The 19,848-nt window shown below is 42.9% G+C and carries 18 protein-coding genes and 1 riboswitch; of the genes, 5 read left to right on the forward strand and 13 right to left on the reverse strand.

Annotated features, from left to right (window positions below; all coding sequences use genetic code 11):
* Nucleotides 1–43: 43 nt before the first annotated feature.
* The 4 genes from REC12_RS22705 to REC12_RS22720 all read left to right on the forward strand — a co-directional run bounded on the left by REC12_RS22705 (nucleotide 44) and on the right by REC12_RS22720 (nucleotide 6,321).
* Nucleotides 44–1,105: an ABC transporter substrate-binding protein gene (locus REC12_RS22705; RefSeq protein WP_308898205.1), complete on the forward strand. Its 1,062-nt coding sequence runs from the start codon at nucleotides 44–46 to the stop codon at nucleotides 1,103–1,105.
* Nucleotides 1,106–1,474: 369 nt separating this feature from the next.
* Nucleotides 1,475–1,843: a DUF488 domain-containing protein gene (locus REC12_RS22710; protein ID WP_308898206.1), complete on the forward strand. Its 369-nt coding sequence runs from the start codon at nucleotides 1,475–1,477 to the stop codon at nucleotides 1,841–1,843.
* 70 nt (nucleotides 1,844–1,913) lie between these two features.
* The gene (locus REC12_RS22715) at nucleotides 1,914–3,170 is read left to right on the forward strand and encodes an MFS transporter (RefSeq protein WP_308898208.1); all 1,257 of its coding nucleotides are present in this window, start codon (nucleotides 1,914–1,916) and stop codon (nucleotides 3,168–3,170) included.
* Between the two features lie 191 nt (nucleotides 3,171–3,361).
* A riboswitch (molybdenum cofactor riboswitch) is annotated at nucleotides 3,362–3,494 on the forward strand.
* A 352-nt stretch (nucleotides 3,495–3,846) separates the two neighbouring features.
* Nucleotides 3,847–6,321 carry a LuxR C-terminal-related transcriptional regulator gene (locus tag REC12_RS22720; RefSeq protein ID WP_308898211.1) on the forward strand — a complete coding sequence of 825 codons (2,475 nt, stop codon included), beginning with the start codon at nucleotides 3,847–3,849 and terminating at the stop codon, nucleotides 6,319–6,321.
* Nucleotides 6,322–6,365: 44 nt separating this feature from the next.
* Here the strand turns inward: REC12_RS22720 and REC12_RS22725 are convergent, their stop codons facing one another.
* Together REC12_RS22725 and REC12_RS22730 are read right to left on the reverse strand one after the other, a co-directional pair.
* Complete coding sequence (locus tag REC12_RS22725; RefSeq protein WP_308898212.1) at nucleotides 6,366–8,603, reverse strand: eCIS core domain-containing protein; 2,238 nt, start codon at nucleotides 8,601–8,603, stop codon at nucleotides 6,366–6,368.
* Nucleotides 8,587–9,249: a leucine-rich repeat domain-containing protein gene (locus tag REC12_RS22730; RefSeq protein WP_308898214.1), complete on the reverse strand. Its 663-nt coding sequence runs from the start codon at nucleotides 9,247–9,249 to the stop codon at nucleotides 8,587–8,589. The genes REC12_RS22725 and REC12_RS22730 overlap by 17 nt, the downstream gene beginning before the upstream one ends.
* A 433-nt stretch (nucleotides 9,250–9,682) precedes the next feature.
* On the opposite strand from REC12_RS22730, the gene REC12_RS22735 reads away from it, so the two are divergent.
* On the forward strand, nucleotides 9,683–10,498 hold the full coding sequence (locus REC12_RS22735; RefSeq protein WP_308898215.1) for a hypothetical protein: 816 nt from the start codon (nucleotides 9,683–9,685) through the stop codon (nucleotides 10,496–10,498).
* 142 nt (nucleotides 10,499–10,640) lie between these two features.
* Here the strand turns inward: REC12_RS22735 and REC12_RS22740 are convergent, their stop codons facing one another.
* From REC12_RS22740 to REC12_RS22790, 11 genes are all read right to left on the reverse strand, one after another.
* A complete protein-coding gene (locus tag REC12_RS22740) occupies nucleotides 10,641–11,840 on the reverse strand; it encodes an MFS transporter (RefSeq protein ID WP_308898216.1) in 1,200 nt (399 codons plus the stop codon).
* 210 nt (nucleotides 11,841–12,050) lie between these two features.
* Nucleotides 12,051–12,542, reverse strand: coding sequence for a PaaI family thioesterase (locus REC12_RS22745; protein WP_308898218.1), 492 nt, complete (start codon nucleotides 12,540–12,542; stop codon nucleotides 12,051–12,053).
* A gap of 164 nt (nucleotides 12,543–12,706) precedes the next feature.
* Entirely contained in the window at nucleotides 12,707–13,318 is a 612-nt protein-coding gene (locus tag REC12_RS22750; RefSeq protein ID WP_308898219.1) for an HAD family hydrolase, read from the reverse strand.
* A 209-nt stretch (nucleotides 13,319–13,527) separates the two neighbouring features.
* Entirely contained in the window at nucleotides 13,528–14,142 is a 615-nt protein-coding gene (locus REC12_RS22755; protein WP_308898221.1) for a lactate utilization protein, read from the reverse strand.
* A gap of 9 nt (nucleotides 14,143–14,151) precedes the next feature.
* Entirely contained in the window at nucleotides 14,152–15,039 is an 888-nt protein-coding gene (locus REC12_RS22760; RefSeq protein WP_308898222.1) for a DUF3658 domain-containing protein, read from the reverse strand.
* A 449-nt stretch (nucleotides 15,040–15,488) separates the two neighbouring features.
* On the reverse strand, nucleotides 15,489–15,869 hold the full coding sequence (locus tag REC12_RS22765) for a hypothetical protein (protein WP_308898223.1): 381 nt from the start codon (nucleotides 15,867–15,869) through the stop codon (nucleotides 15,489–15,491).
* Between the two features lie 34 nt (nucleotides 15,870–15,903).
* On the reverse strand, nucleotides 15,904–16,629 hold the full coding sequence (locus tag REC12_RS22770) for a class I SAM-dependent methyltransferase (protein WP_308898226.1): 726 nt from the start codon (nucleotides 16,627–16,629) through the stop codon (nucleotides 15,904–15,906).
* A 92-nt stretch (nucleotides 16,630–16,721) separates the two neighbouring features.
* On the reverse strand, nucleotides 16,722–17,186 hold the full coding sequence (locus REC12_RS22775) for a DUF4829 domain-containing protein (protein ID WP_308898227.1): 465 nt from the start codon (nucleotides 17,184–17,186) through the stop codon (nucleotides 16,722–16,724).
* A 17-nt stretch (nucleotides 17,187–17,203) separates the two neighbouring features.
* Nucleotides 17,204–17,542 (reverse strand): GNAT family N-acetyltransferase, encoded by a 339-nt coding sequence (locus REC12_RS22780; protein ID WP_308898229.1) that lies wholly within the window; start codon nucleotides 17,540–17,542, stop codon nucleotides 17,204–17,206.
* A 158-nt stretch (nucleotides 17,543–17,700) separates the two neighbouring features.
* A complete protein-coding gene (gene larC, locus REC12_RS22785) occupies nucleotides 17,701–18,912 on the reverse strand; it encodes a nickel pincer cofactor biosynthesis protein LarC (protein WP_308898231.1) in 1,212 nt (403 codons plus the stop codon).
* 122 nt (nucleotides 18,913–19,034) lie between these two features.
* A partial coding sequence (locus REC12_RS22790) for an aldo/keto reductase (protein ID WP_308898233.1) occupies nucleotides 19,035–19,848 on the reverse strand: 814 nt, incomplete at its 5' end.

Below are 19,848 nucleotides of genomic sequence, written 5' to 3' on the forward strand. Positions count from 1 at the left end.
ACAGGTTTGTTTTTCCATCAAGTAAAAGCGAGGAGATTGAACAATGAAAATAACCAAGAGAAAATTCACCGTCGTCCTGGTGCTCTGTGTGTGTCTGCTGCTCTCCCTGGTGGCCGGATGCGGCGAGACCGCCAAGACAACTTCCCAGGGCGCTCCGGCGGCGACGCGGACGGTGATCGACAGTTTCGGCCGCGAGGTAAAATTGCCGGCTGAGATCAAAAGTGTCGCACTGACCAGTTCTTTCCCGGTTTATTTAAGCTTTGTTTCGGCCTTCGGGGAACAGGGCAAGGTGTGTAACGGTTTACCCGCCGGTTTTGACCCGAAAACTTATAAATTCGATTTTGTGTTTGCCCCGCAGGTTAAAGAGGCTCCGACAGTGATGAGCAATGCCAGCGGCGATGTCAATGCGGAGCAATTGATGGCCTTGAAACCGGACGTGTGTTTTGTCAGTTCCGAGGATATGGCTAAGGTTCTGGCTGATAAGGGGCTGACCGTCGTCGGCATCAAGCTGACGGATTTTAATTCCTTCCGTGATATTTACAGAATTATGGGCGAGGTGTTCAACAAGCAGGATGTGGCCGCGCAATACCTGAAATACCTGGATGACACGCTTAAACTGGTTCAGGACAGAGTTGCCGCGATACCACAGGACAAGAGAACCCGGGTCCTGTATTTTGACAAAGCACGGATGTTGAGGCCCAATACGGTCAGCGAGTGGTGGATTCCGGCCGCCGGCGGTATTAGCTGCACGGCGGATCAGGCGACCCTGTCACAGGTTGGGATGGATATGGAGGCCGTGTGGAAGGCCAATCCCGACGTTATCGTCGAAATGCTCGCCACCAACGTACCTGCGATCTACGCTGACCCGCTGTGGGCTAATGTGAAAGCGGTAAAAAATAAGCAGGTCTTTAACACGCCGGTTGGCTGCCATCTCATGGGCAACTGGACCTCCGAACAGCCTCTGCTCATTTTGTGGGCTGCCCAAAAATTCTATCCGGATAAGTTTGCCGACATTAATCTGGTTCAGCGTTTCGGTGATTTTTATCGCACCTTCTACCATGTGAATTTGACCGAAGAGCAGATTAAGGATATTATTGCCGGCTAATGGTGGGGGTAAAGTCAGGTGCCAAGGGATTGAGGGCGCAAACTTTTAAAGGACAGTATAATTATTTCCGGTGCAGCTCGGATAGCAACGAATAATGTTACAAATGGAACAGACAACAAACCGGCGGAATATGCACTTGATGTCTTGCAATTGCTCAGGTAATTATTATAGTGATTATAGAGACTCTGGATATTCCAGGGTTTCTTTTCACATCAGGGATAATCTTACGCGGCTGGCATCTTGAGAGCGCGATTCTGAGGCATCATTGTGGTCAAAGAGATGAACACTAGGACCCAGCCACAATATATTGGGGTATAATGTCATTAGCATAGCAGTTTCACAGTGGAAGATAGCGAGGTGAGGATTTATATGGTTCTGCAAATAAAAAGGATTTATGATTCTTTTCAGGAAAGTGATGGAACACGTTTGCTAGTGGACCGCCTGTGGCCGCGGGGGATTTCCAAAGGAAACGCGCACCTGGACGGATGGGTGAAAGAGCTCGCCCCCAGCCATCAGCTTCGGAGATGGTTTGGGCATAAAGCGGAAAACTTTGAGAAATTCGCCATGCTTTATCGGGCTGAACTGGATACTGCTGCCGAGGCACAAGCAGCCGCCCGGCAGGTCATTCTTCAAAGCAAAGAAAATATGGTTACCTTGTTGTATGGGGCCAAAAACCCCCAAGTTAACCATGCTATTATCTTAAAGGAATATCTGGAATCTAAAGTTTTATCCGTATGAACGAAATTGAATCGGCCCTAGCCCTCCATGGATTAGTCGAGACATATCAACAGATATGGAGAAAAAACTAATGTATTTTAGATTTTTGAAAAATAAAGATTTTATACTTTATATCATTGGAAGCACTGTTACATTTATCGGAGATGAAATGTTGATCTTTTCACTTGCATTATACATGCTTAAATTAACAGGTTTAGCATCAACATATGCAACAGTAGTTGCGATTGGGGCACTTCCACCACTGATACTGGGCCCGATAGCGGGTTCGATAGTAGATATTTTCAACAAAAAGATGATTGTTATTGGATTAGACCTTTTAAGAGGCATATTACTGATAACAATGGCTTTAAAAACTTTGCTTTGGCAGGCTTCCGTAGTGGATATATACGTTATTGTTTTAGCTATTGCCGTGTGTGATAGTTTTTATATTCCAGCCCATGCTTCGATAATACCCAGTATTCTTGAAGATAATGAATTAAACACCGGGAACACAGTAAATTCTATAACCACCCAAGTCAGCATGATTATTGCCCCAACCATAGCAGCCCTTACCTATGGTTTATTTGGAATTTGGCTGATCTTTTTGATCGATGCTATTACATTTTTGATTGTTGTTGTTTCTATGATCTTTGTAAAACTAAAACCGGGAGTAAAGATCAAGAGTAAGAGCGGGTTTTTGTCCAAAATTATAGAAGGATTCAAGATGTACAAGGACAAAGAGATTTTAAGCATCAGTTTAAACGGTATGTTTACGCATATGCTTGTTTTACCAATTTTCATTATAGGATTCCCGTATCTTATAAAAGACGTTTTTGAAGGTGCGGATTTGACCTTTGCAGCAGTGCAGACCGTTGGTTCTCTTGGTCCTTTGCTTACAATCATTACTGTTCCGCTGGTAGGCAAATTTTATAAGGAATTAAAGGCACTTAATCTGTGCATGGTTGGTATGTTGCTTTCTATAGCGACCATATTTTTATTGAGGAATACTGCATTATTTACTGTTTTGAAAGGCAATAATACCTGGATATTGGCGTTTTTCGCACCGGTTATATTTTTATTTGAGGCTTGTTTATCAACCTATTTAGTCTTTTATACTTCTTTTAATCAAAGGAAGGTTGATCCGCAGCTTTTGGGAAGGTTTTATTCCCTGCTTATTATGCTTTTTGGATTAGGCAGAATAATTGGAAGCAAGCTGTACGGGGCTCTTTTTGATCTTAATATTATTTTTTATCCCGTGATGGCAGCATGTATCGGGATAGTATTCAAGCTATTGCTGAACTTGATGATTACTCCGAATAAAAGCTTGGCAAGAGCCCTAAAAGAGTAATTTGTGAATTATTAATTTAGGAAACCCGAGGGCTAAGAATCACCGGGTTGTTCCGTATGTTATGGACTCACCTGATTTTAAAACGGAAATTTGGGGTTCGTTTAAGAAGAAAATCCGTGAGACTACGATAAGCAAAATTCCTTTACTTAGGAGATGAGTTATGAGATAATTTATGCAATTAATTAAATATAGTAAATCCTAATCTCCGAGCTCGCTAACCTAATGAGAGCATCTATGGTTATCAGCCAGGGTTTTCAGCCCTCAGGGTATATCTGGAAACGGATAGGCCTTCACATATTGAAAAGGAGTGGATAGCCTTCCGGGCTTTAGTTTGGTATGCTCCACTTTCGCAAGTGGAGCTATTTTATTTGGAAGATATAATAGATTTTACCTTTTAGATTTTATCCGATGACTAACCCGCTCTAAAACTCCCGCTTTTACAAGCGGTGAGTTAAGAGCGGCTAAGTCCCTGGATAAGGGCGACTAAGATTCAGATGGAGTAAAACTCCACCTGAATCAAGTCTTCTTTATTTGTATATCGCCCTGCGGCGCAGTTGATTGCTAAGGGATTGTCCTTGTTATATTATTAATTAATTAGCAGTAAATTATGTCAATATTTTAGGGCTTGCAGATGCCGCATTAGCTGCAATTTATAGACCGGAGTAGAGGGATATGAGTGAAAAAAGTAAGAACGTTAAAAAGAAAACGTGTTTATGAGATTCTGGCGGAACTTTACGATCATCCCCTGACAATTGTTGAGGCTCCTATGGGATTTGGGAAAACAACGGCAGTGAAAGATTTTTTTCAATCGAAAAAGAGCAGTCCCCTTTGGATTACCTTCCAGGGGGCAGAAGAAGCAACATCCTTGTTTTGGAATAAATTCGCTGATGAACTGGGAAAACTTGACGAAAGCGCCGCTCTGACCTTGAAAAGCCTTGGCTTTCCCCTCGATATGCCCCAGATTGCCAAGGTATTGACCGTTCTGAACAACATGGACTTAAAGGAGAAAACTCCTCTGGTCATTGACGACTTTCATCTCTCGTCCGACAGCAATATCGCCAAATTTCTGCTGCATCTTGTGGCTGAATGCGTAGATAACCTTCATATCGTCATTATTACCAGGGATACCACCCAGCTCAGCTTTTCCGAGCTGCTTGCCAAGGGATTGTGTTATGTTATATCTCAACAATACTTAAAATTTAGCGAGCAGGAAGTCCGGAGCTATTGTTTAATGATGACGGATACGATATCCGAGGCAGATGTGCTGAAAATTAACGAATACACCGACGGCTGGATTTCCCTGATCTATTTGATCTTACTTGGACTGGAAAATGGTATTCCTGTGGGTATGAATAGTTCCATTGACGAGCTTGTGGAAAACGTGCTCTTTAACATCTTAGATGAAGGTATTCAGAATTTCTTACTTAAGCTCTCCTTAATGAATGACTTCACAGCCAAACAAGCTTTGTTTGTCACTCAGGAGGAAAAGACCCTGGAAATTCTCAGAAAGCTTCGTAAAGAGAACGCCTTTGTCTCTTATGATGAAGGCAGGAAAACCTATAAAATTCACAATGTGCTGCTTGATTTTCTGAGACTCAAACAGCATTTTGCCAGAGAGGAGCTTCAAGCGCTCTACAAACGTCTTGGAGAATGGCACCTTGCTGACAAAGACTTCAAAACGGCATACGCCTGCCTTTATCAGGCCGGTGCTGCCGAGCAGATTCTTGCTCATCTCAACGATCCCAAGAATATCCGCAGCAGTCTTTCCGGTTTTGAAGGTTCTATCCAAATGTTCGAAAGCCTGCCGCTGAACTTGCTCAATAAGTATCCCCTGGCTTATCTGCAGCATATTCTGCTCATGATTTTCAGCGGAGACGAAGAGAGGATTTCCGCCTATACAGAAAAACTGGAAAACCTGAAAGCAACCTACGAGCAAATGGAAAATGTCGATGAAGCCTACCGGAACCGAATTATTGCCGAAAGCCTGATCATTAAGAAATTTACCTATTTCAACAAGCTGGAACCCACCAGTGACAGCAATGCTAAAATCATTCGTCTTCTCAACGGACAGCAATCCTGGATTATGCGCCGGGAGGATGAGTTTACCTTTGGCTCTCCCCATTTGCTGTATATTTATTTTAGAGATCAAGGCAGCTTTCAAGAGCTAACCAAGGCTGTTACCGACAAATTTAGGGCCTATGTTCAGTTTGCCGACGGCTGCGGCACAGGCTCCGACTATTTGGTTGCCGCCGAATACGCACTGGAAACCGGCGACTGGAGGCATGCCGAGTTAAACAGCCTCAAGGCGATCTATAAGGCCCGGACAAAAACTCAAACCGGCATTATCATCTGTGCCACCTTTAACCTTATCCGGCTTTATATTCTGCAAGGAAAAACCTCTGCCGGTTTAGAATTGCTGAGACACCTGGAAGAAGAGGTTTTGGTGGTGAATAATCCAATTTATAACACAACCCTCGACATCTGCAAAGGCTATCTGCAAGCCTGTCTGTTGCAGCCGGAAATAATACCCTGTTGGCTGCAGACAGGTGACATGACGGAAGCGGATTTTTACTACCAGGGTATTGCCTTCAATTATATCGTCCACGGCAAAGCTGTCCTGCTTGCCAAAAAGTACATAGAGCTGGAAGTTCTGGCGGAAAGCCTTAATGAATACTTTTCCCTCTTCAGCAATCAATTGGGCTTTATTCATCAACATATTTTTGAGGCTGTTGCCAAATATCAATTATACGGACTGGACGAGGGCATAGCGGCGCTGGAGGACGGTTTGCTCAAAGGCCGTGCGGATGGTATCATTATGCCCTTTATTGAAAATGCCCCTCATCTTATGGAGATGCTTAGCGTCATGGTGTCGCGCGGAGCAAACGACGAATACCTCCAAAAAATCCTCCATTTTGCTGAAAAATATAAGGAAAGCCTCAGCAATAGTCCGATCAGCAAGGTCCAGTTATCCCAAAGAGAGATTGAAGTACTTTCCCTCGCTGCCGAAGGTTTAAGCAGAGATGCCATCGCAGCACGGCTATGCGTGTCTATGGGAACGGTGAAAACGCATTTGCAGAACATCTACCAAAAACTTGAAGTCAACGGAAAAGTTTCGGCCATCAAAATTGCCCAAATGCATGGGCTGATCTGACCTAATACCTGGTAACGAATCCACTTTTAAAGCTTGCCGCTGCCTTAAAACGGCCACCACGTTTTCTTCTTTGTGCCATAGCCGCCCCGCTTTTGGCGCTGCTCCCTGCGTTGTTCCGGAGTCATCAGGGCACCACCGTTCACGACTACGCCGCCTGCAAGCTCATCATTGATGTGCGGAAGGGCCTCGCCGACTTTATCTCCGTTGCCAAAATTGCCTATTGCTCCATACCCTGCCATATTATAAAGATATTCCTCATAATAAGAGCTCGCAAAACGATCAGTTATATTCCTTTTTTCTATAACTTTCAGTTTGTCATCAAGTTTCCCCAGACGGTGCGCTTCTTTGGTCCAAGGAGCCAGAGCTCTGTGGGTATCCACTCCCCATTCGCTGTCCTCTATCAGGACATTTGATTCCTTATCGTCCATTTCCTTCTTAATAGCATCCTGCAGTGTGTATAATCTCTCTATGGCCGCTTCTGTCTCCTCCTCCGAAATCAAACCCTTCAGGGAAGCCTTCAGCAGATCAGGCTCCATGGCCATGACTTGTTCCGCAAATTTTGCGTCGAGATGCGGCAGGGTCAGACGCCCTTCCTGGGTGAATGTGGCATGTTCGCCATCCAAGGTCTTTTCTTTGCGGTAATTCACATTTATATGGGGATTCATCCCGAAGGAGGCGTCGTTGTCAAAGAATGTAACTTTATTCACAACGTTACTGCCCTTGTTTCTTCTTCCCTGGGCATCTACGCTGCCAAACCGGACATTGCCGCCGCTGTGATCGGCCTGCCCGCAGAGATAGTCAAAAACCTGCCCCGTGCTGACATCGCGCTGGACAAGAGCATCCAGTTTCTGCTTTTCAGGCATCCCATAAATTCTGGGGCCATAACCAATCGCCTCATCTGACACGATACCGCTCTGAAGTGCCGAACCTCCTCCTGGGTCAAGGGCGGCTTCCCTTGACTCTGCCGTGAGCTTGCCGATACCCAGCAGATTGGCGTATACACTGGTTGCCAGGTTCCGGCTGCCGGTTTCATAATATTCGTTTCCTGTTTTATCTTTTAAAATGCTGGATTCAAGAGCCAGGGCCATATCACTTGCATTTAACTCCTTTTGAGCATCCTTGTCGCCTTTACCGACCCTTTCCTGCAATTCCTTGACGTTTTCCCCAGCGGCTATGCGCGTACTCGGCTTAAAATAGCGATGCCCGTCCTCATTGCCAAGTTCATATACCGTGCTGGAATTGCCGGCGTTTCCAGCCAGTTTGTTGCGGTCGATCTGGGAGCCGTCAAGAACCGCGGCAGCGCTGCCGGACAAGATTGAATCCCAGTTCAGGGTCTTACGCTCGGCAGCGGACATGCCCGCGACTTTGATCCTGGCATTTTGTACCGCCATTTTTTCCAGTGCAGCCCTCTGCAGAACCTTCTTGGCCAAGTCTACTTGCGGATTCGGGGCATTGTTATGCGGATCGGCTCCCTCGATCAGGCTCTTACTGGTTTCAATCAACTCCTCGTATTTAGCAACGGCATTGGTCACCATTGCCATATCCTTCTCCTTTTTATTCCCGAATTTACCTTTTACAGACTTACTGGCACTTCCCGCGACCCCTTTAAACAGCTTTTGGGTTTCCTTTGTGGCGGTAAGCTGAGGCAGAAGACTCTTGAGAGTTTCCGGAGCAGGCGCCTTGGGCCGGGAAGCGCCGTCGTGACGTTCTTCCTTAGCATTCCCCCAGAGCTTTTTCAAAAACTTCGGCATCATCTGCACCTCACCCATAGGTGCCGTAACCGTGGAAACAGGGGATTCAACGGCACCCTGCTGTACGGTATGCACAAGCTCATGAGCAGCTGTGGCGGCATTAAAGCCCTCTGAGCCAAAGTAGACGTCTTTGCCGGAGGTATAGGCACGTGCCCCAATTGTATCGGCGTTAACCATGGCCTGAGGATCGGTATGAAATCTGACCTCCGAAAAATCTGTGTCCAGCCGCTGACCCATGGTGGTTTTAACGGACTCAGGGGTACCGTAAGGTATGCCTTTTGCAAACCTGTCCGCCTCACTTTCAGCGGCAGGACGCTGATTTTGCAAAGACTGAATAGGCAGTCTTGAACGCACGGCCTGCCGCAGCTTCTCCTGATCTTCGCGGCTATTCGGCGAAACATTCCCTTGGTCATTCCTACCCATTAAGCTACAAAGGACTCCGTTGGGAATATTATTATGCGCAACCTGTACAGTTCTGGTGATAGGCTTCTCCTGGTTAACATAGTCTTCTCTTTTAATTCTTTCTTTCATAGGATTCCCTCCCATGATATTTGACTGTTTGGCCGGTGCCGTATCCGCTGCTGTATAATGTCCTGAAATCCGGAGCTGTGCAATCAAATGCAAATTCTCCTATCATTGCAGGAATCTTGCCTGCAAAATAGACTGATTTCAGATTGCCGCAGCCATAAAATGCATAATTTCCAAGCTTACTTACTTTGCCGGGAATTCTGATTTCTATTAATGATTCGCAAACTACGAAAGCTCCGTAACCGATTTCTTTCAGTGTTTCCGGCAAAGTCACTTTCCTAAGTGATGTACAGCCGTAAAAAGCATAGTCCTCAATATGGACCACTCCTTGTGGAATAATAATTCCGGCGAGGTTTTTACAATTTTTAAAGGCATCCTCACCGATGGATTGCACTTGAACCCCATTTATTTCAGAAGGTATTACTATGTTCCCTCCGGAGCCATTGTATCCTCTGATTGTCCCGAGGGCCTCATCAAAGCTGAAATCACCCTTTTCAAGTTCTGCCGTGATCGTAACATCGGCAGACGGCATGGAAAAAGAAAATTCATTCTTCATACATTCGATAGCGCTATAGTCCGAACCGTTAAAGTACTTCAAGCTTCCTGGCTTAAGATACCAGCCGCATTCAGGCGTCACAGCCACATACACCGCTTTGCCGGCCCTCGCTGCTGTAACATTGGTTGTGATTAGACAATGCCGGAGAGTATTATCTATGTTTATGGCATATAAGCGGATGCAGTTAATCTTACTTATTTCAGCTCCCTCCCTTTGCGTGTGACCTGAACCAAAACTAACAATGTAGACAATTATACCGACTATTTTTTTTTACGGTATCTGCCGTTCGGCGTATTTTATATCCAATTGCTTGTTTGGTATCTTTCCGGTCGCTGCGAAAAGAGATCGATCATCTTTCTTCTTCATTTCTTGAATCTTCCCAATTGGCGATAGTGGAATTCAGTTCGTCCATTTTATTCGTATATATTGAAAAGACGATCTAAAACATATACAATTCTTGTCAGAAAGTTGCATTTAAGGTATTAATTATACGACTCTTTAATTATTTAGAGAGGAGATCATTAAATTGGTACAAAAAATAGACGAAGAACAGGCGCTAGTTCCAATAGAAGTTACTGAAACGGAGGTTTTGGGAATTGACAAAAGGAGGTTCTTTTCAAGGCGAAACCGAATTAAAATTATCGCGGGCACTGTATGCGCGACTGTTTTGATCAGCGGCGGCATCGGACTAGCATACACCAAATCCAACTTCATAACACAATCGCTAAGCAGCACTACCAACAAAGCGCCGACCCAAGTCGCAGACGCAGGAACTCCAAACGCTGATGTGGAAAAGCCCATTGATAAACCCGAACCGCTTGTTGACCCTACATATGACTTTTCTAAAGCGCCTGCTGAGAACACACAAACCGAATGGAACGGCGATAGTTACCCACCGGTACCCAACGATGGTCGTTACACCCCGTCCGTACACAATCCGGCAGGTTTATACGTCCGGGCTATTACATTCCACGAAGGCTTTCGCCCCAAAGGTCTTAAAGCTTTGGACGTTGAAATCGTGGGAAGAAGCGCGGTAAACGGTGAAAACGAATTAGTTAACGGCAGGGATAACATTATCGAAGTCACCGGAACCACGGGAAAAATTTATAACATGGAAGGAAGCAAAGGAACGGGTGTGACGGGCAATTACATTTACAAAGATTATAGTGAATATAGAATAATTCAATACGCTGACATTGATGAACGCGAAAAGGATATTGTCGAAGTTAAATTCAAGCGCAATGGCCAGATAGTAACCCTAAGACCTGACAAGAATACCAAATACAATATAACACATGGCCCAAAGAAGGAGACAACCGTCGCAACACCCACGCTGGAGTAGTATTATGATTTGATTTGAGTCAGAAAACTTATTTCAGCTCCCTCCCTTTGCATGGCAAAAGACGGCTTCCGGTAATTACCGGCCGCCGTCTCTTATTCCTTTGCTATTGCTGTCAGGGCAACAGCCCCCACTTAAGACATTCTTACAGCTCAAATCCCAACGATCTGAAAGTCATCGCCATGATTGCAAACACGATGGCAGAGATCATAAATATTAAATGAAATCCCGCCTGAGTTGCCAGAAATCCGCATAACGGAGAAACAACGATCATCATCAACGTTTGGATAGTACTTACCATTGACAAGGCCAGTGACCGGGATTTCTCCGGAGCATGGCCTAATAATTGCTCATTGAATAAGACACTGCTCAGCCCGCGTCCAAGCTGTCCGACTGCAATACCCCCTGCGCTTAAAAAGATCGTGCCTGAAGCTGAGGGAAGATTCAGGGCGCAAACTATGCCGGACAACGCATACAACCAGGTTAAAACCATGATACCCTTTTTTTGTGAACCTTGGGTTCTGAACATGCCGGCAAACCACGAACCTGCTACCGCGGGTAAGGTTGTGATGGCAAAGATCAATGGGATAACAGCCGTTCTCAGGCCCTCGCTGCTGAGCAAACCCTGGCTGTAAGTATTTAGCGCGGCTGACAATACCCCTACTCCTATAGCAACTGCCGCCAATCTTCTAAACACAACAGTCCCGTTAACCAGCACACTCAAGGCTTCAAAGTATGATCTCCAGACAATCAGCTTCTTGGCCCGCCTTGATTTAGTACACACCCCGTCCCGCCGGGGCATTGGCAACGACCATACCAAAACCATGGTCATTACACCAACAAGTACATCCGCAAGGTAGAGCACATCAAATGACCAGGCAGATAATATGCCGCCTAAAACTCCGGCAACCAGTAAAGCAACGGATTGCATAGTGACAAATCGACTTAATTTAAGCCGAAACAGCTCGCTGGAATAATGGCTGGCCGAGTTCTGGTTAACTATATCCTTTAGATATGTCAGATCAACGCCAGTGGGTAAAGCTGTCGCTATGCCCGCTGTTATAAATCCGGCCAGGATCAAGCCAAAGCCCAAACCTCCGAATAAAAAACATAGTGAACTCAATGTCTTGGCAATCGAGGCCACAAACAATACCGTGCGTTTTTTCAAACGGTCTGCAATCCAACTACTGGGAATATTAAACAGCACCAAGGTTAAAGAGTATACAGCACTGCCTAAGCCAATCAGCGCCGCACTATAACCGAGATGTAACAAATATATAAACCAAAGAAAATTATCAACAATTAAGGCTTGAAATAATCCATACAGATAAATTCTCAGCCACATATCCCGTCATCCTCTCTAAACTTTGACGGGCAGTGCGGCCACTCCAAATGATGCCAACTCTGCCCGCAACCTGGATTAACTACACCAGCTTGCGGGCTTTGACTTCTTCTCTGCGAATCATAATGAATGTCCTACCTTTCTACATAAAACTAAAACCGGCATCAGGGCTGTTTTCCAAACCTTCGTCATTTTTTCAGGCAACGCTGGAGGTTACTCCACTTTAAAGATCATGCAGGTGCTTACCCCGTGAGCATATAATTCATTATTTACGTTCATGATGCGTCCTTCAACAGTGGCTAGTTTTCTTCCGATGTGGATGGGCCTGGCTTCACAGCGCAACAGCTTGCTTTCAGCATTGACCGGTTTTATAAAATTCACCTTGACCTCAACCGTCGAACAGGTTAGGTTCTGGGGGAGCGTTGTAAGCACCGCTGCGGTCATGGCGGTGTCCAGCAGCGTGGAAAGAATTCCCCCATGAACGGTGGCAAAAGGATTATAGTGGTGCTCCCCAGGATCAAGTTCAAATACCGCAAAGCCATGCTCGACTTCCTTGATCCGGTAACCGATCAGTTTGGCAACCGGCGGCGGGCTGATTTTCCCGTCCTTTATGGCCCTCAGATAATCCAGTCCGGAAAGGGCTGACACCGCATCTCTTTTGTTTATTTGGGGATCGTCCCAGACGATGGTCCGTTTTCTTTCCATGCCTCTTCAAGCCTCCTTCCGAATCATACAGATCCAAGTCATACAAATTAATTTTTAACATACTTATTCCTGAAAATTATCTTCCCCCTGCCCTCACCGCTCTCCTGTTCAAAGCTCCACCTCCTGTGCCCCCACACGCAAGAACACAAAGGGTGAGAAAGTCACTAGGATATCTTGAGAACGTTGTATTTGCGCAATTCTTCTCTTAGTTTAATAGAACTTGTGAATAGTATGGCATTAAACCCTATAATAGAGGCACTTTCAACGTTATCTTTGGTGTCATCAATAAAGATAGACTCATGAGGTTCAATAGCATATCGTTTGATTAGCTTTTCATAAATTTCCGGTTCCGGTTTTAAACTCTTTTCTTCAAAGGAAAAGACACCACCATCAAAATAGTTAAATACAGAATATACGCTTCGCACATGTTCATAAGCAAGCAACTGATAATTGGATAAAAAGTAAATCTTATGCCCAACGCTTTTCAGTTCTTTCACTATATCCAAAACATCTTCCATTGGGGTTAGCATATGATACCAGTCCGTCATTACAAGTCTAATTTGCTTATTCAGATCCGAAGTCCTTTCACAAATAGCATTTATGGCTTCCTTTTCAGTTACGATTCCCCTGTCGAGCATCAGCCATTCGGGACTTTTAAAAATACTTTGGTAAACCTCATTCGCTCTTCGGTAATCAGCAATTTGGGTACATACATAATCCAAGGGCTTGAAATTTATCAAAACATTCCCCAAATCAAAAATGATGTTCTTGATCATATCTCACGTTTCCTTTATCAAATATTTGCCAAGGCTCAAAATAACTTGAATTAACGCCGTTCTAAGTACACTCGTTTTCCTTACGTCCCTTATCACAACCATCAAAAGGAGCCTTCTTTTGGGATGCGGGGGAATTGATTGATTCCGGCAAAAACTAAAAATAGATATAGCGAGGTTTTTGATATATTAATGTGATTGGGCTGTTATTTTCAAAACCCAACCCTCTCATTAACTATGAATACTTTGAACCTATCTTTATCGACTTGTCCTTCAATGATCACAAGATGATTGCATACCCGATCCTTTGACCTGCAATCAATACATTTTTTAAGTTCAATACAAGGAGGGGTATGCCCCGCCCTTTTGGCATTTTGAATAGCAGCTGTGTTTTTTGCCCTATCTATGGCAGCAGATAATGAATCAGCAATCTTATTGATTCCTATAACTACTATGACTTTTTCAGGACCATAAATCATAGCAGCTACTCTATTGCCAGTGTGATCAATATTTACGATATGTCCGTCTCTGGAGATGGCATTGGTTCCAGATATGTACCAATCTGCCAAAATGGCCTTCTTACTTAGTTCTCTTGCTTCTTGTTTATTTATTGCCGTCGTTTTGTCAAAAACGACATTCCCCCGTACTCTTAATTTTTCTGAGAGATCTATCTTTTTAAGTGTCTGCGAATTGCCAATCCCAACACTTGCCTTTAAAGGAATTATCCTGTGAATCTCTTTTTCTACTTCATCTAAACTTTCGAAGTAATAAGCATTAATATTTCTGAGGGCCAGGTTATGAATTACAGCTTCAATATCTGTTTTCATATATAGTTATTACTCCGCTTTCCTTAGAATTTTCCCATACGGATGAGTTTTATCTTTATCTCCAACAATTACTAATTTGTTTTCAGCAATCATCTTTTGGATACGCAAAGCATACCAACCATCTCCAACGCCTAAAGAGTATCTTCCTAAAATAGTCCCCATTAGTTGCGCCATAACAAATTCTCTATCGGGAATGTTTTTAATAATGAGGTGATCGTAAAAATCTTCGGGAACAGAAATTAATTTGCCATTAACTATGGCTCTCAATGGTGCATTTTCCTGTTTCAAGTCATTCCAAAGTCTACTTTGCAAACGCTTTTCAACGTTGGAGACTTCACGCTCCAAAGGCAAAAATCGATAAAACTGACTAGGGGTAAGCTCCGCCCAATCCGTACAAGACTGAATTGTATCCTCAGAAGTTTTCCAGTATTCAGGCATGAAGATCATACTAATTTTACAGTCAATATTTCGCAAAGTATCACAGAGAAAGGCAAAGGCACAGGCCGAAAACGGTGCATTACTTCTCCACACTCGTATGGTTTCTCCGCTTTTCGCAGTAACGAGCAATTTTTCAAAATCCTCACGCTGTGACTTGAAAAATTGTTCTATCTCGCTTTCCTCAAAATTCACAGATCCATACACTCTGATAAATTCACTTTTACGTTCTTTGCTATCAATTTCATTGACAATATCACCTATATCCAAGCTAAATCCAATACAGACGACATCCTGCGAACTTCCTCCAATGGCTTCACCTTCAAACCGCTTTTCCGATTCCTTTTTTGATGGTTTCTTGCCTATATATCCCATAACACTGCCCATCATATTTTCTTTGTTATAGTTTTTTGCTGCTTTCATTGCACCTTTTGCACTATCATTAAATACGACTTCAAGCATATATACAGCTCCTAAGTTCAACTTAATCGTAAATTTAAGCACCCTTTTGGCACAAGCCCAACCATACACCACACAAGACTCGCCACTTGACTACTGACTAAGCTTTGCCAAGGTGTTATCTCTTCTGAGCTTAGCAAGGTGCAAGCGGCAGTGAGGAGATTGGGTATAGAGAGTGCGCCGAAGATAAGTCCAAAAAGCTATTTGTGATTTTATTACTTTGACCAGCTTATTAAGCCGAATGCAATCAAATAGACTGCTGCAAAGCTAACAATAACAAACAGCACCAGTTTTTCAATTAGAGTTAACTTAAGCTTGGCGCCACAATGTGGGCACACTGCCGCTGACTTTGCAATCTCTCTGGAACAGGTTTTACAGGATGTTAATTGGTCCATATAACCCAACCTACCTTTCAGTTCTCTCCCTCTATAAGAACAGGCTAACACTCACTCTCATTGGTAAAAATGATTGCCAACCACAATAAGAATAATTCCGGCTAACATTACCCCAAATCCACTAATTTTGGGATCAAACACCGTATGTTTTTTGAAGTTTGCATAAAAGTTTGTCGACTCCCTTTCTATAATTAAACTTTCAATATTAGCCAATGACTGATATTGACTATCTGAATTATCGCTAACTATGCGACTTCCGGAAGCATTACCAGTTATACTCGACATGCCACCTATTGCAACTATTACAATTCCAATCCAAAATAGACACTCAAAAAAACCAAAACCGTAAAATTTGGTAACTATCATCGCCAACACAGACGAAAGAAATACAGGTATAAGCGTGTAAATGAGAGCATTAAACACTTGTTTTTTCATCATTGTTAAATATCCTCCACGAAACTAAATACAAAGTTCAACCGTTCCTTCTTAATAAAATATGGTTATAAAAGGAGATGTGCTTATACTCCTCTATGTCGGAAACCTTCATTTCAATCTCAAACATCTTTTCTTGCCATATTGGGTCATATCTAATGTCATTATTCGGGTTCAAAGCAAAGAATGTCCTAATACCAAGCTCTTTTTCGATGCTAATATCAAGAGTGCCTATCCACTCTCTAATATCATCTGCGCTATAATAATTTATCGCTCCAAAATAGGCTGCATAACTTGTTCCACCATCGAGCAAGGCAACTGTCCCGTCCAATTCATTTTCAAATACAACCTTTGAGATGATTTTTCCTATCCGATTATGTTTTATCACAGACATTACTCCCTGTGGTTTGAGAACCCGATGCAATTCTCTGAATATATCCCTTCGCTCTTCGGCATATTCCAGAACATTGTGACATATTACAGCATCAAAAGACTTATCTTCCTGCTTTCTTAATAGTTTTAAATCCCCAATAAGCTGTTGGTAGCTGTTTTCGCATATTCTCATTTCGACCATGTCAGAATTGCGCTCTATTGCCACTACATTATTGTTCTTTGCCAGATGATTTGCAGTCATTCCGAGTCCACTTCCGAAGTCAAGAATTCTTGAATCCACTATTTTGGGTAGTTGTTCCCAGATCAATCTATAAAGCAAGACATTCCAGGGTTTTTTCAAGTTTTCAATATATGTTTCCAAATCATCATTCATGGTATTTTCTCCATTAACAGTCCATTCTTAATTAACAATATCCGCCGGACCACAAAATAATATAGCCCTCCCCAACACTTCCGGCTTCTTCCTTAACCTTGTCCAATGTCGTCTATCAACCACGGCGCCTTAGCACTTTCCCTGATTAAAGTGAAATCTTCAGTTTGAATTCCACTTAACCAGGGACCTTTGCTGTATAGAGATGCATAAGTAACTTTGTAGGCCACAACATTGTTCGGATCAATGCCATTGACTAAGCCGCGTCCAAACCCCAAATAAGCATTAACTGTGGTCATATCGTTATTTCCAATACTCAAAAGCTTTATAAATAATAGATTGTCAAAACCAAAATCCACATTTGCTTGGTCATGCCACCTGGTTAATGTGGACAGTAAGACCTGCCTATCTTTTTCATTGTAGGATTTAAAGTAGTTTTCTATTACTTGTTTTGGTTGAGATGAATTATTAGTGTTAAGAGGAACGTTTTCATTAGAACCTCTCATCAAAGTAAAAGCGAATAGACTTATAAGTCCTAGGATTACTAAAGTCTTTTTCAAGATAACCTCTCACCTTCTCAAGACGGTTTCGTATAATTGTTCGCCTTGATCAAATCAAGCGAACTGAACTTCCGATATTCATCCTCTAAAACGGCCATGTAAACATCTGTTTCATAGTTTCCATCAATGAATGCACCCTCTCTGTCTTTTCCCTCCTTAATAAATCCACATTTCTCATAACATCTGATTGCCCTTTTGTTATATTCCAGAACTCTTAAATACACTTTGTGGTACCCTAATATGTTGAAAGCAAAATCGAGCACTAATTTTGTAACTTCTGTGCCAAGGCCCAAATTGAGTTTTGAAGAATCAAATAGAACTGACCTAAAATTAGATGTTCTACATTTTACATACATTTCCTTTAAATAAAGCAGGATTATTTCAGAATAGAAAAGAGATCCCGCTAACCTGCCCCTTGTAAAAAACGCCAGTCCCCAATTGAAAGGTTTCTTTCAATTGGGGACTGGCAGGAGATCTTGTCACCTCTTCCAGAAGCAATAGACAGCTTAACTTATCAGCTCAACTTGTCATTTTCCATCATTTTCGATACCTCTTGATATACCCTGGTAATGGGGATGTTTTTTTCAAGGGCTATCCTTCTGCAGTCTTCGTACTCTGGCTTATACTTAACCTTTTCTCCTTGATAATAAGCATTCTTTATAGTTACATCTCCGTACTGCGTGCTGACCTTCTCGAAATCCCTCGGCAGCATAATTTTTTCCACCTGATATTTTCTCACACCAATGGAAGTAGTTTCCCGAAAAATTATGTCGAGAACGCTTTTCTCTTTTTCCTCATTAACCAAGACACTAAGTTTTGTAGCGGCTCTACCCTTTTTCATGGTAATTGCTGTCTTAAATACATCCAAAGCCCCTTGTGCAAAAAGTTTTTCTTCAACATAACCATAGAGTTCCGGGTTCATATCGTCAATATTGGTTTCCAATATATACTGTTCTTCTCTCGTTACCTCTTTATCTTCGCAGCCAAGATATATCCTTAAAACGTTGGGAATCTCCAGCTCTCTATGGCCTATGCCGTAACCGGTCTTTTCTATAGAAAAGTCCATATGATCTGTAAACGCGGCCACATTGGCCGCCAGTATTGCAGCTCCGGTAGGCGTCGTGGTTTCAAAAGGTACTATACCGGATTTAACAGGAATATCTTTTAAGATTTCCACGGTTGCCGGAGCAGGTACGGGAATAATTCCATGAGCACATTTGACAAAACCTCCGCCCACTTGAACTGACGAGGCCATAATTTTATCCACACTCAGGTAATCCAAGCACACTGCGGCTCCAACAATATCAATAATAGAGTCAACAGCCCCAACCTCATGGAAATGCACTTCATCTAAAAGCTTTCCGTGAACCTTTGCCTCAGCCTCAGCTACTTTCATAAAGATAGCCAGGCTTAATTTCTTGACATTGTTATTCAGGCTGCTGTTTGCGATTATAGTTTCAATATCCCTTAAATTTCTATGAGCATGATGAGTATGGTGCTTGTCAGGCTCCTGGCAAGCAGATACTTTTAATAAAACATCAACTCTGGTTCCGGTTATTCCTAGTTTATTATCCTTTTTTACCTGCAGCTCATATTCAGCATCCAAATTAAGTTTAGCTAACTCATGTATTAAGTAATCTTCCTCTACCCCTAAATCCAGCAAGGCGCCTAAATTCATATCACCGCTGATTCCACAAAAACAATCATAATATAAAACCTTTTTCATCTGGTTTCTCCTCTTCCGGTTTTGATATTTAGGGACCGTTTTATCAACTAACCTTTTCATCTGAGGGTTCATTAAGACAGTATTCTCATTTTACGATTTTCATGGTCATTTTCAGCTTAAGACTACTTTTCTTTTCTGCTGGGAAACTGGTGTGTGACATCAAACATAGCCGCTACATCTTTTAAATGCTCTGTTATCTTCAAATGCTGAGGGCAGGCTTTTTCACATTCCTTACATTCGAGGCAGTCACTTGCCTTACCATAATTATTGGCCGTAAGGTTTATATAGTAGAAAAACTGACTTGAAAAATTAGTCGTCGTTGCACGTTTGGCACTGTTATACAAAGCAAAATAATCCGCTATGGCAATCCGTTGCGGACAGCCCTTTTCGCAATATCGGCAGGTTGTACAGGGAATTGCCGTATTTTCATTGATAATTTCAGTTGCCTGCTGGATAATCTTGTATTCCTCTTCATTTAGAGGTTTGAAGTCTGCCATATAGGAAGTATTATCCCGCATTTGCTCTATTGTGTTCATGCCACTAAGTACCATGAAGACTCCTTCCTGACTGGCCGCGAAGCGGATTGCCCAGGATGGAATAGATGCTTGCGGATTATATTCTTTCATTAACCTTTCCGCTTTTTCCGGTACTAGAGCAAGAGTACCTCCTTTACAGGGTTCCATGACTATAATCGGTTTGTGATGCTTTCTGGCTACCTCATAGCACCTTCTTGACTGAATGCTTGGATTTTCCCAGTCAATATAATTTATCTGCAGCTGCACAAAATCTAATTCGGGGTGAGCCGTTAAAATTTCGTCCAGTAATTCCGGTGTATCATGGAAAGACATACCAAAGTTCTTGATCTTACCCTCTTTCTTTTTAGTGATTCCAAAACTAAAGCTGTCGAGTTCACATGCCTTCTTATATGTAATAACG

It is taken from the genome of Candidatus Desulfosporosinus nitrosoreducens, assembly GCF_030954495.1.
GTDB lineage: Bacteria > Bacillota > Desulfitobacteriia > Desulfitobacteriales > Desulfitobacteriaceae > Desulfosporosinus > Desulfosporosinus nitrosoreducens.